The following is a 22,744-nucleotide window of genomic DNA, read 5'->3' as shown; positions in this document are numbered from 1 at the left end:
AAAGCCTCCATCACGCCGCCGACATTAAATCCACCATCGCGGCCGCGCGGCCGGCCACCGAAAAATGGACACCCCTCCGCGACAGCCTGAGCGGCGAAACTGGGGAATTTTACTTCGGCACTTTTGGGGAAAATTCGAGCGGCATTGACAGGCCTCATTTGGACAGGACTTGAGCTGGCCCGGTGGTTTGAGCCGGGTTACCTTGAGCCGGTGGGCTGCGAACAAGCAGTTCGAGACATTGGCCTCGATCACTTCGCAACACGCCGCTGCGCCTGGCCTCGGTGTGCTCCCCCCGAAATCGTTGTGTCATATCACCGAGGGCATCACGGCCAACAGCTTCCACATGGGCAACAGCCTCGCCATTGAGCCGAATATGGTCGCGAGCAGATCACCAACGAAGCGGTCGGAACGTCGGAGCCGAAGTTCGACGCCGAGGTGGTTCGCATGATGCGCTAAGCAGCACCACGGCGCTTGCCGGTATGTTTGCTGCCGGCAGCCGACGAACTCCTATCCTCCTGGACAAGGGCGCCGTGCGTCATTGCTTTGATTTACCGGCCGCTCAAGGCTTCCACAGTTTTTTTCGCTTTCGAGGCGACCTTTGGAACATGCCATCGGAAATTTAACATAACGACATAAACATTTCTTTATGCGGCGTTGACAAAGAAGCGAACTGCTGTAATTGTCTCCCGCGTCGTGGTTCTCCGTACGGCGCTGCCGCAGCGGAGCTAAGAGGGAAGCCGGTGCGATGCCGGCGCTGCCCCCGCAACTGTTAGCGGCGAGCCAACCCCACTCATGTCACTGAGGCGAATAGCCTTGGGAAGACGGGTAGAGGCTATGACCCCGCGAGCCAGGAGACCTGCCACGGCGAATTACGTCCACGGGCGGGGTGTCTCGGTGGCCGCTGCAGCCTGGCGTTCGTGCCGGCCTGCTAGCGCCTTCCTTGTCACCGACGCCCCAACCATCGGGGTCTGGCATGACTGTCTCTCAGCAAATTCCTGTAGCAACGCTCGGCGTGCCCCGCTTCGGTCGTCGGCGAGAACTGAAATTCGCGCTTGAAAGCTACTGGTCCGGAAAATCGTCCGCTGCCGACCTTCTCACGACCGCGAAGGCGCTCCGTGCCGCTAGCTGGGAGGAGCAGCACGATCGCGGCGTGTCGAAAATCCCGTCGAACGACTTCTCGCTCTACGACCATGTGCTCGACACCGCAGCCATGGTCGGCGCCGTTCCATCCCGTTACGGCTGGAATAGCGGCGAGGTCCCACTTGACATCTACTTCGCAATGGCGCGCGGCAACCAGGGTCAGACGGAGGATTGTGGACACGCTGGTCACCAGCAGGCGGCTCATCGGCCTGATGTAACCGCGATGGAAATGACCAAGTGGTTTGACACCAACTATCACTACATTGTGCCGGAACTCGACGATGATCAGACGTTCGCCCTCTCGTCGACGAAACCGGTCGACTACTTCCTCGAGGCTAAAGCTCTCGGCATTCACACACGCCCAGTCATCCTTGGACCGATCACCTTCGTCAAGCTGGCGAAATCGCCTGCCGAAGCATTCGATCCCATCGCGCTCCTGCCGCGGCTGCTGCCCGTCTACGAGCAACTCCTGCAGAGGCTGAAGCTGTCGGGAGCCGACTGGGTGCAGATCGATGAGCCAGCGCTTGTCCTCGATCTGAACCCGAACGAACGAGCTGCGTTCGAATTCGCCTATGGCCAGCTGTCGAAAGCCGCGCCCGAGCTGAAGATCATGCTGGCTACCTATTTCGGGCCGCTGGGAGACAATCTCGAAACCGCGGTTTCTCTGCCCCTGGCCGGGCTGCATATTGATCTCGTGCGCGCTCCCGAGCAGCTGGAAACCGTGGGTCGGCTCGCACCGAAGGATCTGGTGCTCTCGCTTGGCTTGATCGATGGCCGCAACGTCTGGCGTGCGAACCTGCCCGCCATTCTCGACCGCATCAAACCGATCGTCGCCGGCTGGCCCTTGGACCGCGTCGAGATCGCGCCTTCCTGCTCGATGCTGCACGTGCCGATCGACCTGCGGATGGAGACGGAACTCGACGCGGACATCAGGTCGTGGCTCGCCTTCGCGGCCCAGAAGACCGACGAGTTGGTGTTGCTGGCCCAGGCCCTGTCCCAAGGCACGGATGCGGTGGCAGGCGCGTTGAAAGCGTCTGCCGAGGCTGCCGCCACCCGCGTGACATCCACGAAGATCCATGACCCGCTTGTTGAGGGGCGGATCGCCAGCATTGACGACAGCATGAAGCGACGAGAGAGCGCTTTTGCCGAGCGCTCCAGAGTCCAGGCCGGCACGCTGGGGCTGCCGCCGTTCCCGACGACGACCATCGGGTCCTTCCCGCAGACGCCGCAGGTACGCAGGGCGCGGGCCGCTCATGCGAAGGGCCAGCTGAGCTATGTCGACTACGAGACCTTCCTGAAGAAGGAGATCGAGGCTGCAATTCGCTGGCAGGAAGAGATCGGGCTGGACGTGCTGGTGCACGGCGAGTTCGAACGAAACGACATGGTACAGCATTTCGGCGAGCAGCTGTCCGGCTTCGCCTTCACCCAGCATGCCTGGGTGCAGAGCTATGGGTCGCGTTACGTGCGCCCCCCCATCATCTTCGGCGACGTATCGAGGCCCAATCCGATGACGCTGCGCTGGTGGCAATTCGCCCAGTCGCTTACGGAAAAGCCTGTGAAGGGAATGCTCACAGGCCCAGTGACCATTCTCAACTGGTCTTTTGTTCGCGACGACGTATCCCGCTCCGAAGCATGCCGCCAGATCGCGCTCGCCATCCGCGACGAAGTGACGGATCTCGAATGGTCCGGCGCAAGGATGATCCAGATCGATGAGGCCGCGTTTCGCGAAGGATTGCCACTGCGCCAGTCTGATTGGAACGACTATCTCGACTGGGCTGTCGAATGCTTCCGGATCGCTTCAACGGGTGTAAAGGACGCGACTCAAATCCATACCCACATGTGCTATTCGGAGTTCAACGAGATCATCGACGCGATCGCTGAAATGGATGCGGATGTCATTTCGATTGAGACGTCGCGCTCGAAAATGGAGCTGCTGGACGCTTTCACGAGCTCCAAATATCCGAACGAAATCGGTCCCGGAGTCTATGACATTCACTCACCACGCGTCCCGGAAGTCGGCGAGATTTCGGATCTCGTCATGCTTGCCCGCGAGCGACTGTCGGATGCCCAACTGTGGGTAAACCCGGACTGTGGCCTCAAAACACGCAAATGGGAGGAGGTCCGCCCTGCCCTCATGAACATGGTTGCTGCAGCACGCGCGCTCCGGGAGAAAGTGTAGGCCGGAGGGTTTCCTGGTTGCTCACCATGTGGTGAGTGACCGGCTGCCGCATGTCGGCCGTGAATGTGCCAAAACGCGATCACATCCTTTGAAATAAGTCACTCGAGCGAGAATGTGCACTTTCCTTCGGCACGTGTATTAATCGCGCAGGAGTAAAGGGTACCGTTTTCTCCCTGTGACGGTCGAGTTCGAAGGGGATGTGATTGGCGTCGAGACCGCTCCGGCCATGGGTTATCAGCATGCCAAGTGCACTGTTCTCGATCAGTTCGTAGAGGACTTCTCGGCTCGGTTCATCGAAATGCGCGGGTAAATACATGACAGTTCCTTTCACTGGCCGCCGGGTTCGCTATTCACCGGTTGACATCCGATGGCAAGCGTTCCAACGCGGCGGCGATCTGGCGCTTCGCTGCTGAGGGCAGAGGCAGGATGGGACGCGGGGGGTCGGCACGGCAAATCTCGAGCAATTCGGCAAGTGCATAGACGACGCGAAGGCTCGAGAACTCCTTGAAGAGGCTCCAGAGCGGCGCAAGCGTGGCATCGATCCGTCGCGCTTCGGCCGCATCGCCCTGTTGCGCCGCCGTGACGATCTTCACGCAGACCTCGGGCAGGATGCCGGCGAGGACGCTGTACCATGTGTCGGCGCCGGCGATCATGGCCTCTGCGGCGTTCCAGTCGCCGCTGTAGCCGATCGAGAACCCTTCCGGCACAGTGCGCCTCTGGTCGGCCAGATGGCTCTTGATCGCATCGCCCTTGTCTGTCGGATTCTTGATAGCGACGATCCCCCGCACCTTTGCCAGGCGGCTGACGAGTGCTGGGGTGAAACGGAAATGCGTCGTTCCTGGATTGTCGTAGATGACGATCGGAAGGCCACTTTCGCGCGCCACCGTGGAGAAATGTTCGAACACCTCGTCATCAGTGAGCGGGGTGTAAGAGGCGGCGGCAAGCAACCCCGCGGCAGCCCCAAGGGCCTTAGCGTCCTGCGCGAGCCTCACTGCTTCGTCGGTGCGCAGCGCGCCCACACCCACCACGACCGGCATTTGTCCCCCGGTTTCGTCCAAGGTCTCGGCGAGCGCCCGTCGCCGTTCCTCGCGCGTCAGATACATGTATGTGCCGGTGCTGCCGAGAAGACCGATGGAATCGACCTGAGCGGCGCAAAGCCTGGCAATCAGCTTGCGCAGAGCAACGGTATCGACGCGGCCGTCACGATCGGCGGGCGTGATGGGAAACGCGGAAAGACCGCTCAGGAATGCCATGGCAAGGCTCCAGGTTTGTGCGTGAGCGCAGGACTGGCCGGACGACAGGTCATCACAAGGCGTCCAGAGCCCGCCGCAGGTCGGCGACTAGGTCATCGACGTCTTCAAGACCCACCGAGAGACGCATGAGGTCCTCGCCGACTCCATCGGCCAGATGCGCATCCTTGCGGATCGGCTGACGAGCACGGGTCAGGCTTGCCGGATGATAGATGAGGCTGTCGGCATCGCCGAGGCTGACAGCCCGGGTGATCAGGTTGAGCCGGTCCATCATCCGCCGCGCGCCCTCGAACCCAGCGTGGAGGCCAAAGGCCAACATGCCCGACCCTTGGGACATCTGCTTTCGCGCCGTCACCTGATCAGGGTGCGAGTCGAGGAAGGGATAACTCACCCATGCCACCGCCGGGTGCGCCTCGAGCGCCTGAGCCAGCGCAAGGGCAGTGGCGCTGTGCCGTTCCATGCGCAGCGTGAGCGTCTTCAGACCGCGCAGGATCAGGAAGGCTGACATGGGCGAGAGCGCTGCGCCGGTGATGTAGCGCAGGCCCGTTTCGTGCAGCGTGCGGAGCGTTTGCGCGTCGCCGAGAATGGCCCCGCCAAGGGCATCGCCGTGCCCATTGATGTATTTGGTCAGGGAGTGGAGCACGAGGTCGGCCCCATGTTCGAGCGGCCGCTGGAGCGCGGGCGAGGCGAAGGTGCTGTCGACTGCAACCTTTACACCGCGCGCGTGGGCGCGCTCGGCAATGGCAGCGAGATCAAGGATGCGGCTCAGCGGATTCATCGGCGTCTCGAAGAAAACAAGCCGGGTCCGCTCGGTGATCGCGGCATCGAGATTTTGAGGATCGGACAGGTCGACCGCGACGACCTTGATGCCGAAGCGGGGGACCGCCTGTTCGACCATGGCAAGCGTGTTCGCATAAAGCGTCCTGTGGACGATGAGTTCATCCCCTTGGGACAGGAGCGACAGGATCAGCGTCCCGAAAGCCGCCATCCCCGAGGCAACGACCAGACCTGCCTCGGCTCCTTCCAGATTGGCAAGCCGTTGTTCGAGGATCTCCGTCGTCGGATTGTATTCGCGCGCATAGAGCCTTCCGCCAAGCGCGGCGGCGGCCTCGTTAGCTGCCACGCTTTCGAATCCATAGGTCGAGGTCAAGAAGACTGGCGGCTGAACGGCATTGGAAAAGCCGGTCGGATCGTAGCCATGATGGATCGCCCGAGTGGCGAATCCGGGACCGGTGTCGTTGAGCGACCGCGTGAGAGCATCGGTTTCGGATTGATAGGAGCGGGTCATTCGGCCTCTAAGATCTTTCTTGGGTTTCCGAAAGATTGACGGCAAACTGGCCAATGTGAAATATCCAGTTGGCGATGAATGAAATGGTCCAGTCTTCAAGTGCCGGTTCTGCAGGTCGCACGCACGCGATGGGTGCACGCCAGATCTACGAGGCTCTTCGCGAGCAGATCCTAGGAAGTGTCTACGAAACCGGCAGTCAGCTGCCTTCCTCCCGAGGCCTCGCAAATGACCTTGGGGTTTCGCGAACGACGGTGACGGTCGCCTATGAGCAACTGGCCGCGGAAGGTTTCATCGACGTCCGTCAAGGCGCACGACCCCGCGTTGCATCTTCGTTGATCGGTCCTGAGACAAGCCGCACGCCTGCGAAACGGGTCGGCTCGGTTCTTCTGTCCGCCTATGGGGGCCGACTGCGCGTCACGCCGCCCTGGCCGGATTATCTGCCGACTGGGCTGAAGGTCGATTTCCGCTATGGCGACCTGGCGACGTCAGACTTCCCCGCATTGGTCTGGAAACGTGCGATGAACGAGGCGATGGGGCAGCGCCCGTTGCGTCTTGCCTATGACGACCCTCGCGGCTCGCGCCGGCTGCGCCAGGCGCTCCAGGGCTATCTCTGGCGCGCCCGAACGCTGAGCTGCGACCTCGAGCAGATCCTCATCATCAACGGTTCGCAGCAGGGCCTCGATCTGTGCGCTCGCCTGCTTCTCGATCGTGCCGACCGCTTCGTCATCGAGGACCCGTGCTACAGGATGGCGCGTCAGGTCTTTGCCAGTACGGGTGCCTTGCCCATCCCCGTCACCGTCGACGAGGACGGGATGAAGACGGAGTTGCTGGCGGGGATCGGGGCGCGACTGGCCTATGTCACGCCATCGCATCAGTTTCCGCTGGGCGGCGTCATGCCGATCGCGCGCCGCCATCAGCTTCTGGAATGGGCGCGGCACAACAACGCCTATGTGATCGAGGACGACTACGACAGCGAATATCGCTACGACATCAATCCGGTCCCTCCGCTGCACAGTCTCGAGGACCACGGGGCTGTCATCTACCTCGGCACGATCTCCAAAACGCTCTCGCCGATGCTGCGTATCGGCTACCTCGTCGTCCCGCCGGAATTGCAGGAGGTCTTCGCAACCGCCAAACAATTCGCGGACCGGCATTCGCCGGTAGCTGAACAGGAGGCTCTGGCCTCTTTGATCGAGAGTGGCGGCTACGAAAGCCATGTGCGGCGCGTGCGCAGGCTGAACGGCGAGCGTCGGGAGACGTTGTTGGGCGCCTTGCGGCGCAGCTTCGGAGATCGCATCGCTGTCCAGGGAGCAGAGGCCGGTCTGCACGTCGTCGTTTGGTTCGACGAACTGCCGCGATCGCGGGAAACGACCCTGGTCGAAGCCGCCCGAGGCGCGGGCCTGGGGCTACACCTGATCTCGCCCCTTTACGAGCGGCAGTCGGACGAAGGCCACATCGATCGCGTGGGGCTTGTCATGGGCTATGCCGCCTTGAGCATTCGGCAGATCGAGAAGGGCGTTGAGGTCCTGCGAGCGGTTGTCAGGCAGGTACAAGACGCGTTGCCGGGACACGGTGGCTAAAACGGCGGGGACGTGGCGTGCTGGCGAGGAAACCGACCCTTGGGCTGAACCGCGTTTCGTTGCAAAGCCAACTGGACTGGGAAAACGCCATACCATGCTGTTGATCAGGCCAGTTTGGCGGTAGATTTTCGTGCGAGACGAATTTCCGAAAGCGATGCATGACCCGGCAAGGAAAGCTGCTTCACATCCATATCGCGCCCGCTGCCTCCTATGAAATGGAGGATCTGGAGGAGGCGTAGCTTGTTGCCGGCCGAGGTGGGCTCGAGCAGAATCGCTGGACATGGAGGACGGAGTGGCTGCCCCTTCGCCCTAAGGGGGCCGATCACTTCGGCGCGCGGCAATTCGGCCGCCAGCGCGATGGCCGGCCGCCGCGCGGTATCGACAGCGCGCGAGCCTCATGCGTCAGACGCCTTCCTTGGCATGTCGCACGCCAGATCCCAAACATGATTCCATCGCAACGAGCTGGTGACGGAAGCAGTGTCTGCACTTTGGAAACGAGCCATTTGCGTTCTCATGGACGTCGCGACTCGTCTCGTCCAGTAAAAGTCGCAATCATTGTCAATTGCGATGTTCCGCAGTCAGCTGGCCGTTTATTTTCCTAAGATCTGCGTTATAGGCCGGGGTGTTGTCGCCGTTTCGGCGGGTAAGATGGGATAGGCGACCTCGGGTGCCTTTCCGGTCAGCGAGTTGAGGAAGGCAACAAGCAGGTCGACTTCTTCGTCCGCCAGTACCACGCCAAGCTGGGTGGTTCCCATGATGGCAACGGCCTGTTTCAGATCCCAAACCTTGCCCGAATGAAAGTATGGCGCGGTGAGTGCAACGTTGCGCAGCGGCGCCACGCGGAAAACATAGGAATCGTCGGCTGCATTGGTGACCGCAAATCGGCCCTTGTCCTTTTCCGGCAGGACCTCGGCGCTGGGCTGTTCCACGAGGCCGAATGGGTAATAGGCTTCCCCACCAACGTTGATGCCGGCATGACAGGACGAGCAGCCTTTGTCCATGAAAAGCGCCAGGCCCTGTTTCTGTTCGGAAGTCATGGCAAGCTCATCACCATTCAGGAAGCTGTCGAAGGGGGCCGGCGTGACCAGTGTCGCCTCGAAGGCTTCGATTGCGTTAGCGAAGTTGTCGAAGGTGACCCGATCGGCTTCAGCCGGAAAAGCTGCATCGAACCACTCGACATATTGCGGCATCGACTTGAGCGTGGCGATGACTTGACCCGGTGTATTGGCCATTTCGACGCCGGCTTGGACCGGTCCCTTCGCCTGAGCCTTCAGGTCTTCGGCACGACCGTCCCAGAACTGGGCGATGTTGAAGACAGCGTTCAGTACAGTCGGCGCGTTGCGCGGTCCCTTCTGCCAACCATGGCCGATCGAGGTTTCATGATTGTCGTCGCCGCCGGTGGCCAAGTTGTGGCACGAGTTGCACGACAAGACGCCTGACGCCGAGACGCGTGGATCGAAGAACAGTGCCTTGCCGAGGGCGATCTTCTCCGGTGTGATCGGGTTGTTAGCGACTACCGGCGTGGTGGGTGGCAAAGCCTTGAAAGTGGCCAGTGCCGTTTCTCTGAGGTCTGCGGGGATCGAATCCGCAGCAAAAGCGATGGCTGTCAGCAAGGGGACAGCCATCGTACTGAATAGGATTTTCATAAATGATCTCGCTGCGTCGTGCACGCAGCCACTCTGGGATATGCGGCTCATGAACGCCCTGCGCTAGATCAGTTGCGGGAGAGGACCGGGTGGTCTGACACCTGTTTTCGCGGCAGAGCTTGGACCGTCCCGGAATTGAACGCTCTTCTCGATTGGATTTCAGGGAGGCGGAGGATCGCTGCTCGGCAAGCGGCGGCGCCGGAGCCCGGAGCCGTGCTTCGGTTCTCTCTGCGCCTTCAACTATGAAGAAATCGGGGCCACCGTGTCCGATTCGGTTTGGGGCCGGTTATCTGTTCCGCAGCAGGTCCTGCTCGACTTCCGCCTGCCTTCGCCAGATCGACGTGGGCCCAAATCGATCCGCGATAGTGTCTTGTAGCACCTTTGCGGGACGATCTTATTTCGACTGTAGAGGGCCGTTTCGGGTGAGCAAAATTACACGAATTTCAAAGGGCGCCCGAGTAGCTGTTTTGATTGGCTTGTGAGGCCTATAGCCTCCATCGAGCGAATATTGGCAGGCGACGGACCACAATTTTGGCTTCGTTTATCAGCTTCAATGGGCCAACTGCTTTGCTATAATTACAGGGCAATTTACCGTCATGAATTCGAGAGAACCAAGTCCCACGCAGTGATTTTCACACCGGAAGCGTTGCAGTCCTGTCGCGAGACAGCTGGTTTACAACAAGATGATTAACATCGCCATAGCGCGCAAAATATTGTTTGTTCGCTATAGTACGCTCCAGATGCCGGCGAAATCTCGATACAATAACCTCGTCGGCGTAACCCGCCCCAGCCTCACATACGACTGCGACGCCTACACTTGCGCTTTTCCACTGCCCGACATGCAGGCAGCGAGCCATTGCATCGTGGAGGTTGCATCTTCCAATATGGCGACCTGTTCCCCAAAGCGGAAAAAAGTCTTGCGCGCTGCGCTCGCAGGTATTCGTCCGTTGTATGCATCAAAGCACGCCGTGAGAGCGGCTTCGTAGATCCGGTCTCTGCGATCTTCTGGCCATTCGTTGAGAAAATCGATAGCATCCGCAGGACTGGCAATCTCTTGCACGATGTGCGCTGCACGCCTTCCGAAAACTGGACTGCTGAAAGTCCCTGAGCTCATTCGTTCCTCCCGACCTGCTGAACCGCTAGTTTGCGTAAACAGGCGCCTGCTCTACACCCGCCCACCATTGCGGAATGTGTTGATCGTGTCCCAGGGAGTGGTGTAGCTGACGGCTTGGTCGCCGCGCTCTCCGGCATGGGGCCGGGCTGATCAGCGTGCCACGGCTGGCAGGCTGATGAGCGGATCATCGCTCATTTGGCTGATGGTTTCCAGCGTCATGTACCTGGCGCGCTGCACGGCCCATTCGTCGTTCTGTTCGAGCAAGATCGCGCCAACCAGGCGGACGATGGCGTCATCATTTGGGAAGATGCCGATGACCTCGGTGCGCCGCTTGATCTCGCCGTTGAGGCGCTCGATCGGGTTGGTAACCGGTATGATCATGACGGTGCCATCCGATCCCCGCTGGAGATGAGCGATTTTCGGCGTATGGTGCGACCATCCGGGACAGGGGCACCGGGAGCACGCCAAGTGCGGGCAGGCCGATGTATTCGATGAGCTGCGAGCTCGCGTTAGTAGCTGGCCGCCCCTGCGACCTGCCCGGTTGCGCCGAGAGCGCGGATCCGTAGGTGTCGCGTCGCCCGCCGGCTCCCGACTGTTTGAGGAGAGGGAGCCGATGAGACGTGTGATTGGAATGGACATCCACCGCACCTTTGCGGAGGTGGTGGTTTGGGAAGACGGCCGGCTGCGCCATCACGGACGGGTCGACATGACCCGCTCGGGACTGGAAGGGTTCGGCCGCAGTTTGCGACGGACGGATGAGGTTGTCGTCGAGGCCACGGGCAACGCCATGGCGGTGGTGCGGGTTCTGTCGCCCTATGTCGGCCGGGTGATTGTCGCCAACCCGATGCAGGTGAAGGCGATCGCCCATGCCAGGATTAAGACCGACAAGATCGATGCCGGCGTTCTGGCGCAGCTCCATGCCAGCGGCTTTCTGCCGGAGGTCTGGGTACCTGACGAGCGGACCGAGCGGCTTCGCCGCCTCGTCGCGCGGCGCAACCAGGTAGTTCGGCATCGCACGCGCGTGAAGAACGAGGTGCATGGCATCCTGCAGGCGCACCTAGTGCCGAAGTGCCCGCATGCCGATCTGTTCAACAATCGCGGTCGCGCCTGGCTCGAGCGGCAGGTGCTTCCCGACGACGAGCGGGCCGCCATCGCCCGCCACATCCGCGAGATTGACCGCCTGGCCGAGGATCTGGCCGACCTCGATCGCGACATCGCCCGGGAAGCGATTGATGATGTGCAAGTCCGGCGGCTTCAGACGATCACCGGCGTCAATGCCATCGTCGCGAGCGGTATCATCGCCGCCGTCGGCGATATCCGGCGGTTTCGCGAACCGCAGAAGCTGGTGAGCTACTTCGGCCTCAATCCGCGTGTGCGCCAATCCGGTCTTGGCTTGGCGCAATATGGCCGGATCAGCAAACATGGTCGTTCCCATGCCCGCGCCATGCTGGTCGAGGCCGCCTGGGCGACGGCGAAGGCGCCCGGACCGCTCAGGGCCTTCTTCCTACGCATCCGTAACAAGCGCGGCCATCAGGTCGCAGCCGTGGCACTCGCCCGCAAGCTCGCCGTGTTGATCTGGCATCTGCTGACAAAGGAGCAGGACTACTTCTGGGCTCGCCCGGCGCTGGTGGCGGCAAAGCAGAGGCAGCTCGCTCTCAAGGCCGGCGCGCCGGGCGAGCGCGGTGTCGGTCGCCGCGGTTCGGCTTACGCCTACAACGTGAAGGAGTTGCGAAACAGCGAGAAAGCCGCGGCCGAGAATGCCGAACGTGCCTACGAGCTAATGGTTCGGCATTGGCGGTCACGAGGGCCGAAGCGGCGCACGGACGCCACAAACGAGGAACGACTATAACGGCTGCGTGGCGGCACTCTCATCCTCTCGCACCACTCTTTGCTACGTGGTCGTCCGTGCCGGACAAATATAGCACAAGGAAATGTGGCGGCACGACCGACGCCCTCGGTCCGCTCCAGAATGGCGCCGTGCTCGACGCCGTCAAGGCGTGGCCTGGAAACCTCGCAGCCGGCCGTGGCGCCATCGCACCGGCCAGCCTTGACTGCGTCTCGACACGCTCGCGTGGGAAATCAGGCTTGTCGATGTCATCCGTCGAAAAAGTCGAAATCAGGCTTGTCGATGTCATCCGTCGAAAAAGTCGAAATCAGGCTTGTCGATGTCATCCGTCGAATGCAGCTTGGCGCGGTGCTCCTTGGGGAAAGTCATGTAGGCAAGCACGTCGGGCTCGGCGTCGTCCATGATTGTCGCCAGCTTCGGCACCTTCGGCCGGATCTGGTCGGCGACGGCGCGCCATTGCGTGCTTGCGGCCTCGGGCGTTTCCTGGGCGAAGGCGGTGGCGATGAAAGCGGAGACGACGCGGCGCCCGCTCTTGCCGGCATGGGCCAGCACGTTCCTCATGAAGTGGACGCGGCACCTCTGCCATGTCGCGCACAGCACCTTGGTGACGGCCGCCTTGATGCCTTCATGGGCATCGGAGACGACGAGCTTGACGCCGCGCAGGCCACGGCGGGTCAGCTTGCGCAAGAACTCCGTCCAGATCGGCTCGGCCTCAGACGTGCCGACCTCCATGCCCAGCACCTCGCGCCGGCCGTCCGCGTTGACGCCGACAGCGATGATGACGGCGACCGAGACGATGCGGCCGCCGCGGCGCACCTTCAGGTAGGTGGCGTCGATCCACAGATATGGCCAGTCGCCCTCGATGGGTCTTTCAAGGAACGCTTTGACCTTGCCGTCGATGTCTTCGCACAGCCGGCTGACCTGGCTTTTGGAGATGCCGCTCATGCCCATGGCCTTGACCAGGTCGTCGACCGAGCGGGTCGAGATACCCTGGACGGAGGCCTCCTGGATGACGGCGGTCAGCGCCTTCTCGGCCATGCGGCGCGGTTCTAGGAAACCGGGGAAATAGGAGCCCTTCCTGAGCTTGGGGATGCGCAGCTCGACGGTGCCGGCGCGCGTCTCCCAGTCGCGCTCGCGATTGCCGTTGCGCTGGGCCGTGCGCAACGGGTTCTTCTCGCCATAGGCGGCGCCGGTGGCGGCGCCAACCTCCAGCTCCATCAGCCGCTCGGCGGCAAAGCCAATCATCTCGCGCAAGAGATCGGAATCCGGAGTCTTCTCCACGAGCGCGCGCAGGTTCATCATGTCGTCGGTCATCGATGGTTCCTTCGAATCAGGTTGGTGTCAGCAACCCGACCTTACCGGCGAACTTTCGATGACCACCGCAAAGCCGCTCGCTCGCTACAGCGCTATCGAGGGCGCGCTCGCGAGCGGCTTCGCTACCGCCGAGCTACACCACCTGTAGGGACGCGACCAATGTGTTGTCACAGCGATAGCGGTTCAATGGCAATGCAGCGGCGTGATGTCCTCGGTTTACCAGCGGGCCAATCCCTAACATCCTGCTGCGAGAGCGGCTCACCGGATGAATCTACATCGTTTCGACCATTGCGAACCAACGCTTGATAGTTCCTCCCGCGCCACCAGGAAGCGGCCACTGCTCTGCCACCGATTTCACAGCCAAAAAGAGGATGGCGAAACAGAAATAGCCTGCTTCGTTTCGAGATCACTGGTCATTTCGGCGCAAAGCTTACGGCCGAGACGCGCCTGAAAATGCGCAAGGACCGCGGCAGGTCGCTAACAACGGGCGGATCAACGGTCACGACGGCGGATACCGCGCCATAGAATCTCGCTAGGCGAGCATCGCAATAATCATGTCGAGACCTTTGTTGCTTTCAGCGGCGACCGCCACTATGAAGCGACGCTTCGCCGACTGTGTTTCACGCCGCCTGGAGAGTTTCATGACAGAAGAAGCCGAAAAAAACATCGACACCCTCATCGAGCTCACGGCCGATGTCGTCTCAGCCTATGTCTCCAACAATCCGATCCCGGTGGGGGATCTCCCTGCCCTCATCGGCCAAGTGCACGCGGCTCTGAAAGGGACGGCCGGAGGTGTCTCTGCAGAAGAGCCGGTTGCCCTTACGCCTGCAGTCCCGATCAGGAAGTCGGTGACACCGGACTTCATCATCTCCCTTGAGGACGGGAAGAAATTCAAATCGCTAAAGCGCCATCTGTCGACCCACTATGGGCTGACGCCGGATGGATATCGGGCCAAATGGGGCCTGCCGGCGGATTATCCCATGGTCGCGCCGAACTACGCCGCGGCGCGCTCGTCATTGGCCAAGACGATGGGGCTCGGCCGCAAACCGAAAGCGCCGGAAGCACCGGAGCCGACGAAGCGAACCCGCAAGAAGGTCGCGGCTTGATTTCGGCAATCGAGATTCGTTCTGGAGCGTTGCAGCCATCGGCTTAATCTGCGCGTCATATAAAAAGGCGGGGCCAACCCCGCCTTCCTTTCAAACAACTTTGTTTCATGAGGAATTCGCGACGCCTGCAGCAATCTGCTGCCCTCAGTTTTTGCTCGCTCCTTCGAGCGGCCGTGAGGACCTCCGGACCTACGCGCCCACTCTTGCCAGGACGCAGGAGAAAATTTCAACCAGCTTTGCTGAGGCTGCCAGCGGAGGACTTGCCGGTGCGGCGATCCTGCTCGATCTCATAGTTGATCTTCTGGCCGTCAGCGAGGGTCGAGAGGCCCGCGCGTTCGACAGCGGAAATGTGGACGAAAACATCCGGACCGCCATTGTCGGGCTGGATAAATCCAAACCCCTTGGTGCTGTTGAACCACTTTACCGTTCCAGTCGGCATATACGTGTTCCTCCTTAACAATTGCAACGTGGGCAGGCCATCAGGCCTGCCCGACTCATAGCCGAGACTTGGGCGCAGCAAAAAGCGAAAAATTGTTAAACCCCGATCAGCTGGCGCACTCCATTTTGGCCGTAGTCGCCAACAAGCACTGTCCTACACTACCGCTCGAGCATGGCCGGAAGCGCCCGATCCTTCCAACGCTCCTCAGCGGCACGTCTATGGCTGGTGCTTGGAGGCACGGGACGTAAGGCCGACCGCTGCTCGTGCCGCCAGGTCAAAGGCCGGGTAGTTCACGGAGCTACCTTCGTGCATAACGGCTTGGCAAGCGCTTGAAGGAGTTTCGAATTGGATTGTTTCAAGAGGGTCGAGGGGTTGATCGATGCCACCAGCGTGGAAGCGATCGATAACGCGCGCGTTTTGCTGGACCAGTTCAAGGGCAAGTCAGAAACAATCGCCCAAGCGATCGACCACTTCCTACTTGATTTCATGACCTTGCTGTTTGTGGTAGAAGCTACCCGCGAGCGGTTCCACAATCCGGCGAGGCGGTTGGCGCGCATCAGATTGAGCAGGATCAGGCTGTTACTCACCCGATGCTCTTGACCTTAGGGACCACGCCGCCAGGGATGCGTTTGCAGCCGCAAAGAAGGCAAAATCTGTTCGCCGGCAAACCGAGCACAGCCAGGCGGTATTTACGCAGATGAATTCGATCGCGACCGCCAAATTCTCCTGTTTGGTACCCAGCGACGACGGCAAGCGCGGACAGCTTCCGTGCTGCTGTCCTCCAGCGACAAACGTGCCTGCATGCCCCCATCCACGGCGAGCTCGACGATTATTTCTCACGTTTGACCAAGGTCCCGCGCAAACCACTCCCCTTTCCCGCAGCAACTCATCAGGACGGCCTCGCGGCAGGCGCATTACGCCAGAAGCGCGCAACCGCATCGTTTTTTCCCGCCCGAGTCCTACGATCTTCGTTGTCCAGCGCCTCGCGGATATCGCCCAACTCGCTGATTTTTGGATCAGATCCGTCCTAGCGCGCGAGCAGGCTCCGCGCTCGAGTTGGCTGGGCTGCTCACGCCTCTGCCCTTCAGCATCGACCCGGTCTGGCTGTCGAGGACAGGGTTCCGCTGGGGCGACCAACATCTCCATTCTCACCGGCAGCGCAGCGGCCATTCGAAGCGCATCCTATACCCCTCCCCGGCAGCGCGCCCAATCGTGTTCCGAACGAAGAAGATATTCTCAGCCGCGCGCGAGTCGCGTTCGGCCCTGTCCGATGTCCGACAATGTCGGATGGGCAACATGGCAGTGCCCGATTTGTCCACTGCCTCGAACGGTTTTCTGATCTGGCACGGTGCATGCTTGGTCATCCGCAAGGCGTCGCGGACCAAGGAGAATCCGTCCCATGATCACCTCACCAAGAAATACTGCCGCACGTCTCCTGGGTTCATCCAAAGATGAGGCTCGAGTAGGGCCTGGCACCATGAAGAGCTTGTTCATTTGGCTCGGCGCTGCCCCCCGATCCTCCCACGCGGGGAGACGGGGACGCAGCGACTTCATCAAAATGAGGAACGAATCGCTTTGCCTCGAACCTTGCCTTTCGACCAGCCACCACAACCGAAGCCATCGATCGTCCGCCTGGCTGCGCAAGGCGTTCCTTGCCACCGCGCTGGCCCTGGTGACGACCGCTGCGGCTCTGGCCGCCACCGACCACGGCAAAGTGACGGATTTCCTGCTCGACAACGGCATGGAAGTGGTCGTCGTCCCCGATCACCGCGCGCCGATCGTCACTCATATGGTCTGGTACAAGATCGGCAGCGCCGACGAGCCACCCGGTAAATCCGGCCTTGCCCATTTCCTCCAACATCTGATGTTCAAGGCGACGACCAACCACGCCGCCGGCGAGTTCGACCGAGCCGTCTCAGCCATCGGCGGCTACAATAACGCCTCCACCGCCTATGACTACACCACCTTCCTCGAGACGGTGGCGCCCTCGGCGTTGGGTGAGATGATGGGTTTCGAGGCCGATCGCATGTTCAACCTCATCCTCAACGACGATGATATCAAGACCGAGCGCGACGTGATCCTGGAGGAGCGCCGTTGGCGCAGAGAGACGAACCCGCAGGCTCTGCTGGACGAGGAGGTCAACGCGACGTTGCGGCAAAACCAGCCCTACCGCATTCCGGTCATCGGCTGGATGCAGGAGATGGAGAAGCTGAAGGGCACCGACGCATTCACCATCTACAACAAGTACTACCGACCGAACAACGCCGTGCTGGTGGTGGCCGGCGACGTAGAGCCTGAGACGGTGAAGGCGCTGGCCGAGAAGACCTATGGCAAGGTTGTGCGCGGGCCGGACCTGCCCCCGCGCAACCGCCCGGTCGAGCCGGAGCAGAACACCAGGCGCACAGTGACGCTGACTGATGCGCGCGTTTCGGTGCCGAGCTTTTCCACTCGATGGGTGGTGCCGTCCTATCATACGGCAGAGCCCGGCGAGGCCGAGGCGCTCGACCTGCTGGCCGAGATCCTCGGCGGCGGTAACCGCAGCCGGCTATATCAGGAGCTTGTGGTCAAGCAAGGCATAGCCTCGGCGGCCAGCGCCTCCTTCCAGGGCACCATGCTAGACGACACCAATTTCACCATCTCCGGCTCGCCGCGCGGCGATGCAAAACTCGTCGATCTCGAAGCGGCGGCCGTTGCCGAAGTCGCCCGGATCGCCAAGGATGGCGTCACCAGCGACGAGCTGGACAAGGCCAAAGACCGCTATATCCGCTCGGTGATTTTTGCGCACGATGAGCTGGACCACATCGCCAACATTTATGGCAAGACGCTCACCACCGGTGGCAATGTGAAGGACGTGCTCGAGAGGCCTGACCGCGTCCGCAAGGTCACCATCGACGAGGTCAAGGCCGTCGCCGCGCGTTATCTGGTGCTCGACCATTCGACCACAGGCTATCTTTTGCCGCAGCAACAGTCGGGGAATTGATCATGAGCTCCATCCCCATGCAAATGCGCCGGCCGGTCTTCCCTCGGCGCGCCTTCGCCACCCTGTTCCTCTCCATCCTCTTTCTCATCTTGCGGGCGCTCGCCCGCTAAACGGGATCTGTTTAAAGCCGCGAGGATCGGTTTTCGCGGGCCTTGCCAGGCATTTGCCGGTTCAGGCGTCATTATTGGGCTGCGCTCCTCCTCAGGCCAGCCTCTCTTCGAGTGGATAGAGTCGCCGATTCGTGGTCCGCAGATTGTAGGCGCAGGCCACCAGCATCCACTCCGCGCGGCTGGCGAAGCCGATGTCCGTTGTTCATTCGTTCGACTAGTAGAACCGCGAGGCATCTTTTAGCGTATTCAGGTATTCTCCCTTGCAGTCGGGTACTGTGGTCTACCAGCTGTCTGGCCGAGGCCCTATAAGGAACCCGGACGTCGCGGAGTACACACCGCACCTGCTATATATACCTGCTGCGTTGAGGAGGAATCCGGTATTGCCCCTGTGCCTGCCGATGATCCGTCACCTGAGATCCCCCGACCTGTTTGGACCCATTGATCGCCTGCCGGCACTTGGCACGCGGACTAGCGAGCGGACATTCGAGGTCCTCAACCCGTCGACTGGCGAAGTGCTGGCAGAACTACCCGACATGGGGGTCGAGGAGACATGCGCTGCGATCGACAGGGCCTATGTCGCGCAGCCTGGATGGGCAGGGCTGACCGCACGTGAGCGCAGCGACGTTCTATGGCGATGGCATCAGTTGATCGTCGACCACGCCGACGATCTCGCCGCGATTCTCACCGCGGAGATGGGCAAGCCGCTTGCCGAAGCCAAGTCGGAGATATCGCATGCTGCGGCGTATCTGCAATGGTACGCCGAGGAGGCCAATCGCGTCTATGGCGAGACGATCTCCGCACCATCGATGGACCGCCGAATGCTGGTAATCAAGCAGCCCATCGGAGTTGTTGGCACGATAACGCCATGGAATTTCCCGGCCTCGATGGTGGCGCGCAAAATCTCGCCAGCTTTGGCGGCGGGCTGCACGATCGTCCTCAAGCCCGCTGAACAGACGCCGCTCGTGGCGGGAGCAATGTTCGCCCTCGCCCATCAGGCTGGCTTTCCCGAAGGCGTCGTCAACCTGATCTATGCGTCCGAAGGTGACGCGGTCGGCCGCGAACTTTGTACCAATCCAAAGGTCCGCAAGATCAGCTTCACCGGGTCGACTGAGATCGGGCGCCTGCTCATGCGCCAGTGCTCGGACCAGATCAAAAAAGTCAGCCTTGAGCTCGGCGGCAATGCACCTTTCATCGCCTTCGATGATGCCGATATCGATGCCGCGGTTGACGGTGCGATCCAGGCGAAGTTCCGCAATGCCGGCCAGACCTGCGTTTCGGCAAACCGCCTTTACGTCCAGTCGGGCGTTCACGACGAGTTCGTCGAGAAATTCGTGCAACGGGCTCGCCAACTTCAAGTTGGTGATGGTTTCGCTCCCGGAGTGGACATCGGACCGCTCATCGACAAGCATGCATTGGCCAAGATCGAATCCCATATTGCCGATGCCGTCGCCAAAGGCGGCGCAATTCGCTGCGGGGGCAAACGCATCGGCACGAATGGCACGTTTTTCCAACCGACAGTCCTGACCGGTGTCTCCAGCGAGATGACCGTCGCGCAAGAAGAGACATTCGGGCCGCTGGCCCCGATTATTCGCTTCAAAGATGCGGATCAGGTCGTGCGTGAGGCCAACGACACGATCTACGGCCTCGCGGCCTACTTTTATGCCTCCGACCTGAAGCGTGTCTGGCGTGTGGCCGAGGCCTTGGAATATGGAATGGTCGGGGTAAATACCGGCCGGATGTCTTCAGAAGCGGCCCCGTTCGGTGGGATAAAACAGTCCGGCATCGGGCGGGAGGGATCCCGCCATGGCCTCGAGGACTACCTCGAAATGAAATATCTCTGCATGGGTGGCATCTGAATTTTCGGCTTGCAGGGTTCACAGACCGGGTAACCTAGCGAGCGATCTCCAAATATGTGAATTGTAGGATCGCTCCTCGATTGGGAACTGAGGGGCGGCTCCGTACCCGAGCAAACACGCTCCTGAAGGAGCACCCTGGTTGGACTTATCTCTCGACGAGACAAGCGTCTGCTTTGTCGGCGAAGACGGCGTGCATGTGACGGAGGATACGCTTGCGAGGGATTTGGCGGCCCTCGCCGACTATCTTCAGGCGACGGGCTGTCCTTGCGCGGGTCTGGTTGGAAGCTTGTTCACCATCGCGATCGTGAACGCTGGCTGTGCGCAATATCCGGTTTCTGGGGCAGAATTTTGAACCTGCTACCTTCCGATTGTCAGTAGCTCAGTTGTTCTTCGGCCGACTGCCGCGCCGGTACAGGCTCGGCCAGAATCGAAGATACCATCAGGCAGGCATTCGCATTCGACATTCCGGTGATCGGCGCACGATCCGGGGCGCGCCATGTTGACCAAGCGCCTCGAACCGCATGACAGTCTTGACCGGCTGGAGGACGGAAATCCCGCGATGCCGAAGAGGTTGGTCAGCGCAGTCGAGCCCACACGGCATTTGCGGCACGAAACAGCAAGGGCTGGGAAGCGATCGGCCGAGCGGTCCTCGAAGGCGCGGGCCAGGGTGTCGACGATGCCTTGGTTCAGGTCCGCCAATCTGGTCTCTACCGTCTGATGGCGGCTTCGGTCGCCAGTGACAGCGAGTAAAGATATTTGGCATCATCGGCTTTGATTGCCGCGCAGATCTGGTCGAGATTGGGATAGCTCACTGGTGCACCTTTGGGCTCATAGTGCTTCCTCCTCATCGAGATGAGGATTGCCGGATTTGGCGTAGAACACCAACACGGGTCCGAGATCAAAGCGCGTCCCGGGCGCAAGGCGCTGGACGGACCGGGGCCATGTTTCGGTTGAGACGCCATCGATGCCTCGCGCCAGCGTTCTGGCGAATCGGGGCATCAGCGGAGCGAGTGTCGGTGCCAGGAACGCAGCGGCCGTCGTCTGAAGGGCTAGCGAAGTCCGATTGCGGGCGGGATAGAAACGTCGCGCCTCCGCATAGTCTTGCGCCCGACGGTAGATCACGCAATCGCGCACGAAATCACAGGCCTGCGCGGCCGCGCGCCGGACCGAGAAGCCTTCGTCCGAATAGGCGCGCTCCATCGCCGCGCGATAGATCTCTATCCGAGCAAAGAAGGCGCGGTCGACCGGGCTCCAGTCGCCTGCATCGGGTACACGGCCGGCAAAGTCCTGCTTGATTTCCTGGTTCAACGCATCAAGCCAGTTCAGCCAAATCCCTTGGAACACCTCGTTCTCGGTGCCGCGCAGCGCGTCCAGCGTGAAATCCGTCCGCTCACTTTCGGGGCGTGTCAGGCCCAAATGGAGGCGCACGACGTCGACTGTCTTTGGGCTCAGAACCTCCTTGCCCCAGACCGCATGGCGGCAGCTGGTTGAGAACTTCTTGCCGTCGAGCAGGTAGAACTCGTTGACGTGATAGCGGATGCGTGGCGTCCAGTCGGAGAAGACCTCGGCGTAAAGAGCGGGGTAGAGTAGCGCGTGGTAGAACGAATTGTCGAAGCCGAAGAAATGGACAATCTGCCAGTCGTTGCCGGGCATCTCCGCCTTCCAGTCGCGACCCAGCAAGCGGCCGAGCGCCTGGATGTTGTAAAGAAAACCGAAGGCCATTTCCGGCCAGACCCAGATCACTTGCCCCGGGAACCCTTCGGCCGGCAGGCCCCAGTCCGAGGGGTGGGTAATGGGCACTGAAAAGTTGCCGCGTCGGCGTAGGCGCCCGAAGAGATCCAAGATCCGTAGCGGGACGCCCGACGCCCTTAGATGCCGGTCGATATTGTCGTAGCATCGGTCCAAGGCAAGTTCCGGGCGGGGGACGGAGCCGACCAGCGGCGCCTCGGCAGACTGCCGTGACCGGGCTGCACCCAAGTCGTGGCAAAGGTTTGGGGCGCCGCATTCCTCGCAGATGTTGCCACCGGCGGAGCCGCCGCAATCGGGGCAGAGGCCGCTAACATCCGGCTCGTAAAGATAGTGGCCTGTCACAGCATCGAAAAGCGCAGGGCTCTGGCGCAGATCTACCGCCGTGCTGCTCAGAAGACTGCGGAAACACGCGGCTTGAAACTCGCCGTAACCGTCATCGCCCATTGTGGGTTGGAAGCTGTGGACGTCACAATCGAGAAGTGCAAGCGTGGCGCGAATCTCGTCGGCGTAGTAGCGCGCCACCTCTGCGGGCGTCGATTGATCGGCATCGGCACGAGTGGCGACGTAACTCTGGTAATCGTCGCTTCCTGTCAGGTGGTAGGCCTCGACTCCTTTCATGCGCAGGAAACGCGTGTAGACATCAGCGCCAAAATAAGGGCCAGAAAGATGCCCCAGATGCAGATCGCCATTTGGCGTTGGCGGCGTGGAGAAGACGAAGATCGGCCCGCGTGGAGCCGTGGTCTTTGCAGCGACGTCAAGGGCGGCCTCGCCGTCTCGCCAGTAGACATCGACGAAATCTAGGTCTTCGTTTCCGTCGTTGCACAGCACATGCGCTTCAAAAGGGTGGAACAGAACGACATCGCCCGCCTCGACCGAGATTTCCCCAAGGTCGGTCCTGACCTTGCCCGATCCTGACAGGATCACGAAGGCCTCGATTTCGTCGTGCCGATGGGGCTCGGATGTAACGCCCGGTACCACCCTGCCGAACGAAAAACCCGTGCCGACGCTTCCCGTTCCAAGCGTGGCCATGTCGATACCGAACGCTCGCGACAGCTCCGTTCGAGAAAACGTGTATTTGCGCATGACAACGAACCTAAGCTGTTGAAGCCGTGGGATCTTCGGCTGCCAACGCAACAGCCTCTTGTGC

16 protein-coding genes, 3 pseudogenes and 1 riboswitch are annotated in these 22,744 nt (G+C 61.0%); of the genes and pseudogenes, 10 read left to right on the top strand and 9 right to left on the bottom strand.

The features are described 5' to 3' along the window. Positions 1-677 precede the first annotated feature (677 nt). A riboswitch (cobalamin riboswitch) is annotated at positions 678-878 on the top strand. Between the two features lie 95 nt (positions 879-973). After that, positions 974-3,319, top strand: a complete 2,346-nt coding sequence (gene metE, locus NKH67_RS29235) for a 5-methyltetrahydropteroyltriglutamate--homocysteine S-methyltransferase (RefSeq protein ID WP_353032386.1) — start codon at positions 974-976, stop codon at positions 3,317-3,319. 79 nt (positions 3,320-3,398) lie between these two features. Here metE and NKH67_RS29230 read toward each other — a convergent pair whose 3' ends face one another. Genes NKH67_RS29230 through NKH67_RS29220 form a run of 3 tightly spaced genes read right to left on the bottom strand, consistent with a single transcriptional unit; the run spans position 3,399 to position 5,857 of the window. Further along, the gene (locus NKH67_RS29230) at positions 3,399-3,635 is read right to left on the bottom strand and encodes an FMN-binding negative transcriptional regulator (protein ID WP_353032384.1); all 237 of its coding nucleotides are present in this window, start codon (positions 3,633-3,635) and stop codon (positions 3,399-3,401) included. Between the two features lie 34 nt (positions 3,636-3,669). Continuing rightward, positions 3,670-4,572: a dihydrodipicolinate synthase family protein gene (locus NKH67_RS29225; RefSeq protein ID WP_353032382.1), complete on the bottom strand. Its 903-nt coding sequence runs from the start codon at positions 4,570-4,572 to the stop codon at positions 3,670-3,672. A 52-nt stretch (positions 4,573-4,624) separates the two neighbouring features. After that, entirely contained in the window at positions 4,625-5,857 is a 1,233-nt protein-coding gene (locus NKH67_RS29220) for a trans-sulfuration enzyme family protein (RefSeq protein WP_353032380.1), read from the bottom strand. 74 nt (positions 5,858-5,931) lie between these two features. On the opposite strand from NKH67_RS29220, the gene pdxR reads away from it, so the two are divergent. Further along, positions 5,932-7,437: a MocR-like pyridoxine biosynthesis transcription factor PdxR gene (pdxR, locus tag NKH67_RS29215; protein WP_353032388.1), complete on the top strand. Its 1,506-nt coding sequence runs from the start codon at positions 5,932-5,934 to the stop codon at positions 7,435-7,437. A gap of 158 nt (positions 7,438-7,595) precedes the next feature. Beyond that, positions 7,596-7,673 (top strand): annotated as a pseudogene (locus tag NKH67_RS29210) (MOSC domain-containing protein); the annotation flags it as partial. Between the two features lie 354 nt (positions 7,674-8,027). On the opposite strand, the gene NKH67_RS29205 reads toward NKH67_RS29210, so the two are convergent. The 3 genes and pseudogenes from NKH67_RS29205 to NKH67_RS29195 all read right to left on the bottom strand — a co-directional run. Beyond that, positions 8,028-9,083, bottom strand: coding sequence for a cytochrome-c peroxidase (locus NKH67_RS29205; protein ID WP_353032378.1), 1,056 nt, complete (start codon positions 9,081-9,083; stop codon positions 8,028-8,030). 811 nt (positions 9,084-9,894) lie between these two features. Further along, entirely contained in the window at positions 9,895-10,197 is a 303-nt protein-coding gene (locus NKH67_RS29200) for a DUF982 domain-containing protein (RefSeq protein ID WP_353032376.1), read from the bottom strand. Between the two features lie 150 nt (positions 10,198-10,347). Continuing rightward, a pseudogene (locus NKH67_RS29195) lies at positions 10,348-10,563 on the bottom strand (transposase); the annotation flags it as partial. Positions 10,564-10,828: 265 nt separating this feature from the next. Here NKH67_RS29195 and NKH67_RS29190 point away from each other — a divergent pair. Continuing rightward, a complete protein-coding gene (locus NKH67_RS29190; protein ID WP_352516397.1) occupies positions 10,829-12,046 on the top strand; it encodes an IS110 family RNA-guided transposase in 1,218 nt (405 codons plus the stop codon). Between the two features lie 309 nt (positions 12,047-12,355). Here NKH67_RS29190 and NKH67_RS29185 read toward each other — a convergent pair. Beyond that, positions 12,356-13,357, bottom strand: a pseudogene (locus NKH67_RS29185) (IS256 family transposase); the annotation flags it as partial. On the opposite strand from NKH67_RS29185, the gene NKH67_RS29180 reads away from it, so the two are divergent. Both NKH67_RS29180 and NKH67_RS29175 read left to right on the top strand, forming a co-directional pair. Further along, complete coding sequence (locus NKH67_RS29180; RefSeq protein ID WP_167391251.1) at positions 13,344-13,505, top strand: hypothetical protein; 162 nt, start codon at positions 13,344-13,346, stop codon at positions 13,503-13,505. The pseudogene NKH67_RS29185 and the gene NKH67_RS29180 sit on opposite strands and share 14 nt — an antisense overlap. Before the next feature lie 493 nt (positions 13,506-13,998). Further along, the gene (locus NKH67_RS29175; protein ID WP_353032374.1) at positions 13,999-14,463 is read left to right on the top strand and encodes a Ros/MucR family transcriptional regulator; all 465 of its coding nucleotides are present in this window, start codon (positions 13,999-14,001) and stop codon (positions 14,461-14,463) included. Between the two features lie 226 nt (positions 14,464-14,689). Here NKH67_RS29175 and NKH67_RS29170 read toward each other — a convergent pair whose 3' ends face one another. Beyond that, positions 14,690-14,902 carry a cold-shock protein gene (locus NKH67_RS29170; protein WP_023679670.1) on the bottom strand — a complete coding sequence of 71 codons (213 nt, stop codon included), beginning with the start codon at positions 14,900-14,902 and terminating at the stop codon, positions 14,690-14,692. A gap of 345 nt (positions 14,903-15,247) precedes the next feature. Between NKH67_RS29170 and NKH67_RS29165 the strand changes: the two genes are divergently transcribed. From NKH67_RS29165 to NKH67_RS29150, 4 genes are all read left to right on the top strand, one after another. Further along, positions 15,248-15,502, top strand: coding sequence for a hypothetical protein (locus NKH67_RS29165; RefSeq protein WP_353032372.1), 255 nt, complete (start codon positions 15,248-15,250; stop codon positions 15,500-15,502). Positions 15,503-16,460: 958 nt separating this feature from the next. Beyond that, entirely contained in the window at positions 16,461-17,882 is a 1,422-nt protein-coding gene (locus NKH67_RS29160; RefSeq protein WP_353032370.1) for a M16 family metallopeptidase, read from the top strand. Positions 17,883-18,390: 508 nt separating this feature from the next. Further along, the gene (locus NKH67_RS29155) at positions 18,391-19,848 is read left to right on the top strand and encodes an NAD-dependent succinate-semialdehyde dehydrogenase (protein WP_502893826.1); all 1,458 of its coding nucleotides are present in this window, start codon (positions 18,391-18,393) and stop codon (positions 19,846-19,848) included. Between the two features lie 139 nt (positions 19,849-19,987). Further along, entirely contained in the window at positions 19,988-20,200 is a 213-nt protein-coding gene (locus NKH67_RS29150; RefSeq protein ID WP_353032368.1) for a hypothetical protein, read from the top strand. Positions 20,201-20,676: 476 nt separating this feature from the next. On the opposite strand, the gene NKH67_RS29145 is transcribed toward NKH67_RS29150, so the two are convergent. Next, positions 20,677-22,680, bottom strand: coding sequence for a class I tRNA ligase family protein (locus tag NKH67_RS29145; RefSeq protein WP_353032366.1), 2,004 nt, complete (start codon positions 22,678-22,680; stop codon positions 20,677-20,679). Between the last annotated feature and the right edge of the window lie 64 nt (positions 22,681-22,744).

It is taken from the genome of Mesorhizobium sp. M0968 (genome assembly GCF_040319065.1).
Classification (GTDB): Bacteria; Pseudomonadota; Alphaproteobacteria; order Rhizobiales; family Rhizobiaceae; genus Mesorhizobium.
This window is presented reverse-complemented; position numbering and strand designations above follow the sequence as displayed.

What these genes read in the sequence shown, in the direction of transcription:
- NKH67_RS29160 (WP_353032370.1), top strand. Translation starts at nt 16,461, where the DNA reads ATGAGGAACGAATCGCTTTGCCTCGAACCTTGCCTTTCGACCAGCCAC.
- NKH67_RS29220 (WP_353032380.1), bottom strand. Translation starts at nt 5,857, where the DNA reads ATGACCCGCTCCTATCAATCCGAAACCGATGCTCTCACGCGGTCGCTC.
- NKH67_RS29170 (WP_023679670.1), bottom strand. Translation starts at nt 14,902, where the DNA reads ATGCCGACTGGAACGGTAAAGTGGTTCAACAGCACCAAGGGGTTTGGA.
- NKH67_RS29175 (WP_353032374.1), top strand. Translation starts at nt 13,999, where the DNA reads ATGACAGAAGAAGCCGAAAAAAACATCGACACCCTCATCGAGCTCACG.
- NKH67_RS29145 (WP_353032366.1), bottom strand. Translation starts at nt 22,680, where the DNA reads ATGCGCAAATACACGTTTTCTCGAACGGAGCTGTCGCGAGCGTTCGGT.
- NKH67_RS29225 (WP_353032382.1), bottom strand. Translation starts at nt 4,572, where the DNA reads ATGGCATTCCTGAGCGGTCTTTCCGCGTTTCCCATCACGCCCGCCGAT.
- NKH67_RS29230 (WP_353032384.1), bottom strand. Translation starts at nt 3,635, where the DNA reads ATGTATTTACCCGCGCATTTCGATGAACCGAGCCGAGAAGTCCTCTAC.
- pdxR (WP_353032388.1), top strand. Translation starts at nt 5,932, where the DNA reads ATGAATGAAATGGTCCAGTCTTCAAGTGCCGGTTCTGCAGGTCGCACG.
- NKH67_RS29155 (WP_502893826.1), top strand. Translation starts at nt 18,391, where the DNA reads ATGATCCGTCACCTGAGATCCCCCGACCTGTTTGGACCCATTGATCGC.
- metE (WP_353032386.1), top strand. Translation starts at nt 974, where the DNA reads ATGACTGTCTCTCAGCAAATTCCTGTAGCAACGCTCGGCGTGCCCCGC.
- NKH67_RS29200 (WP_353032376.1), bottom strand. Translation starts at nt 10,197, where the DNA reads ATGAGCTCAGGGACTTTCAGCAGTCCAGTTTTCGGAAGGCGTGCAGCG.
- NKH67_RS29205 (WP_353032378.1), bottom strand. Translation starts at nt 9,083, where the DNA reads ATGAAAATCCTATTCAGTACGATGGCTGTCCCCTTGCTGACAGCCATC.
- NKH67_RS29190 (WP_352516397.1), top strand. Translation starts at nt 10,829, where the DNA reads ATGGACATCCACCGCACCTTTGCGGAGGTGGTGGTTTGGGAAGACGGC.
- NKH67_RS29180 (WP_167391251.1), top strand. Translation starts at nt 13,344, where the DNA reads ATGTCGTCGGTCATCGATGGTTCCTTCGAATCAGGTTGGTGTCAGCAA.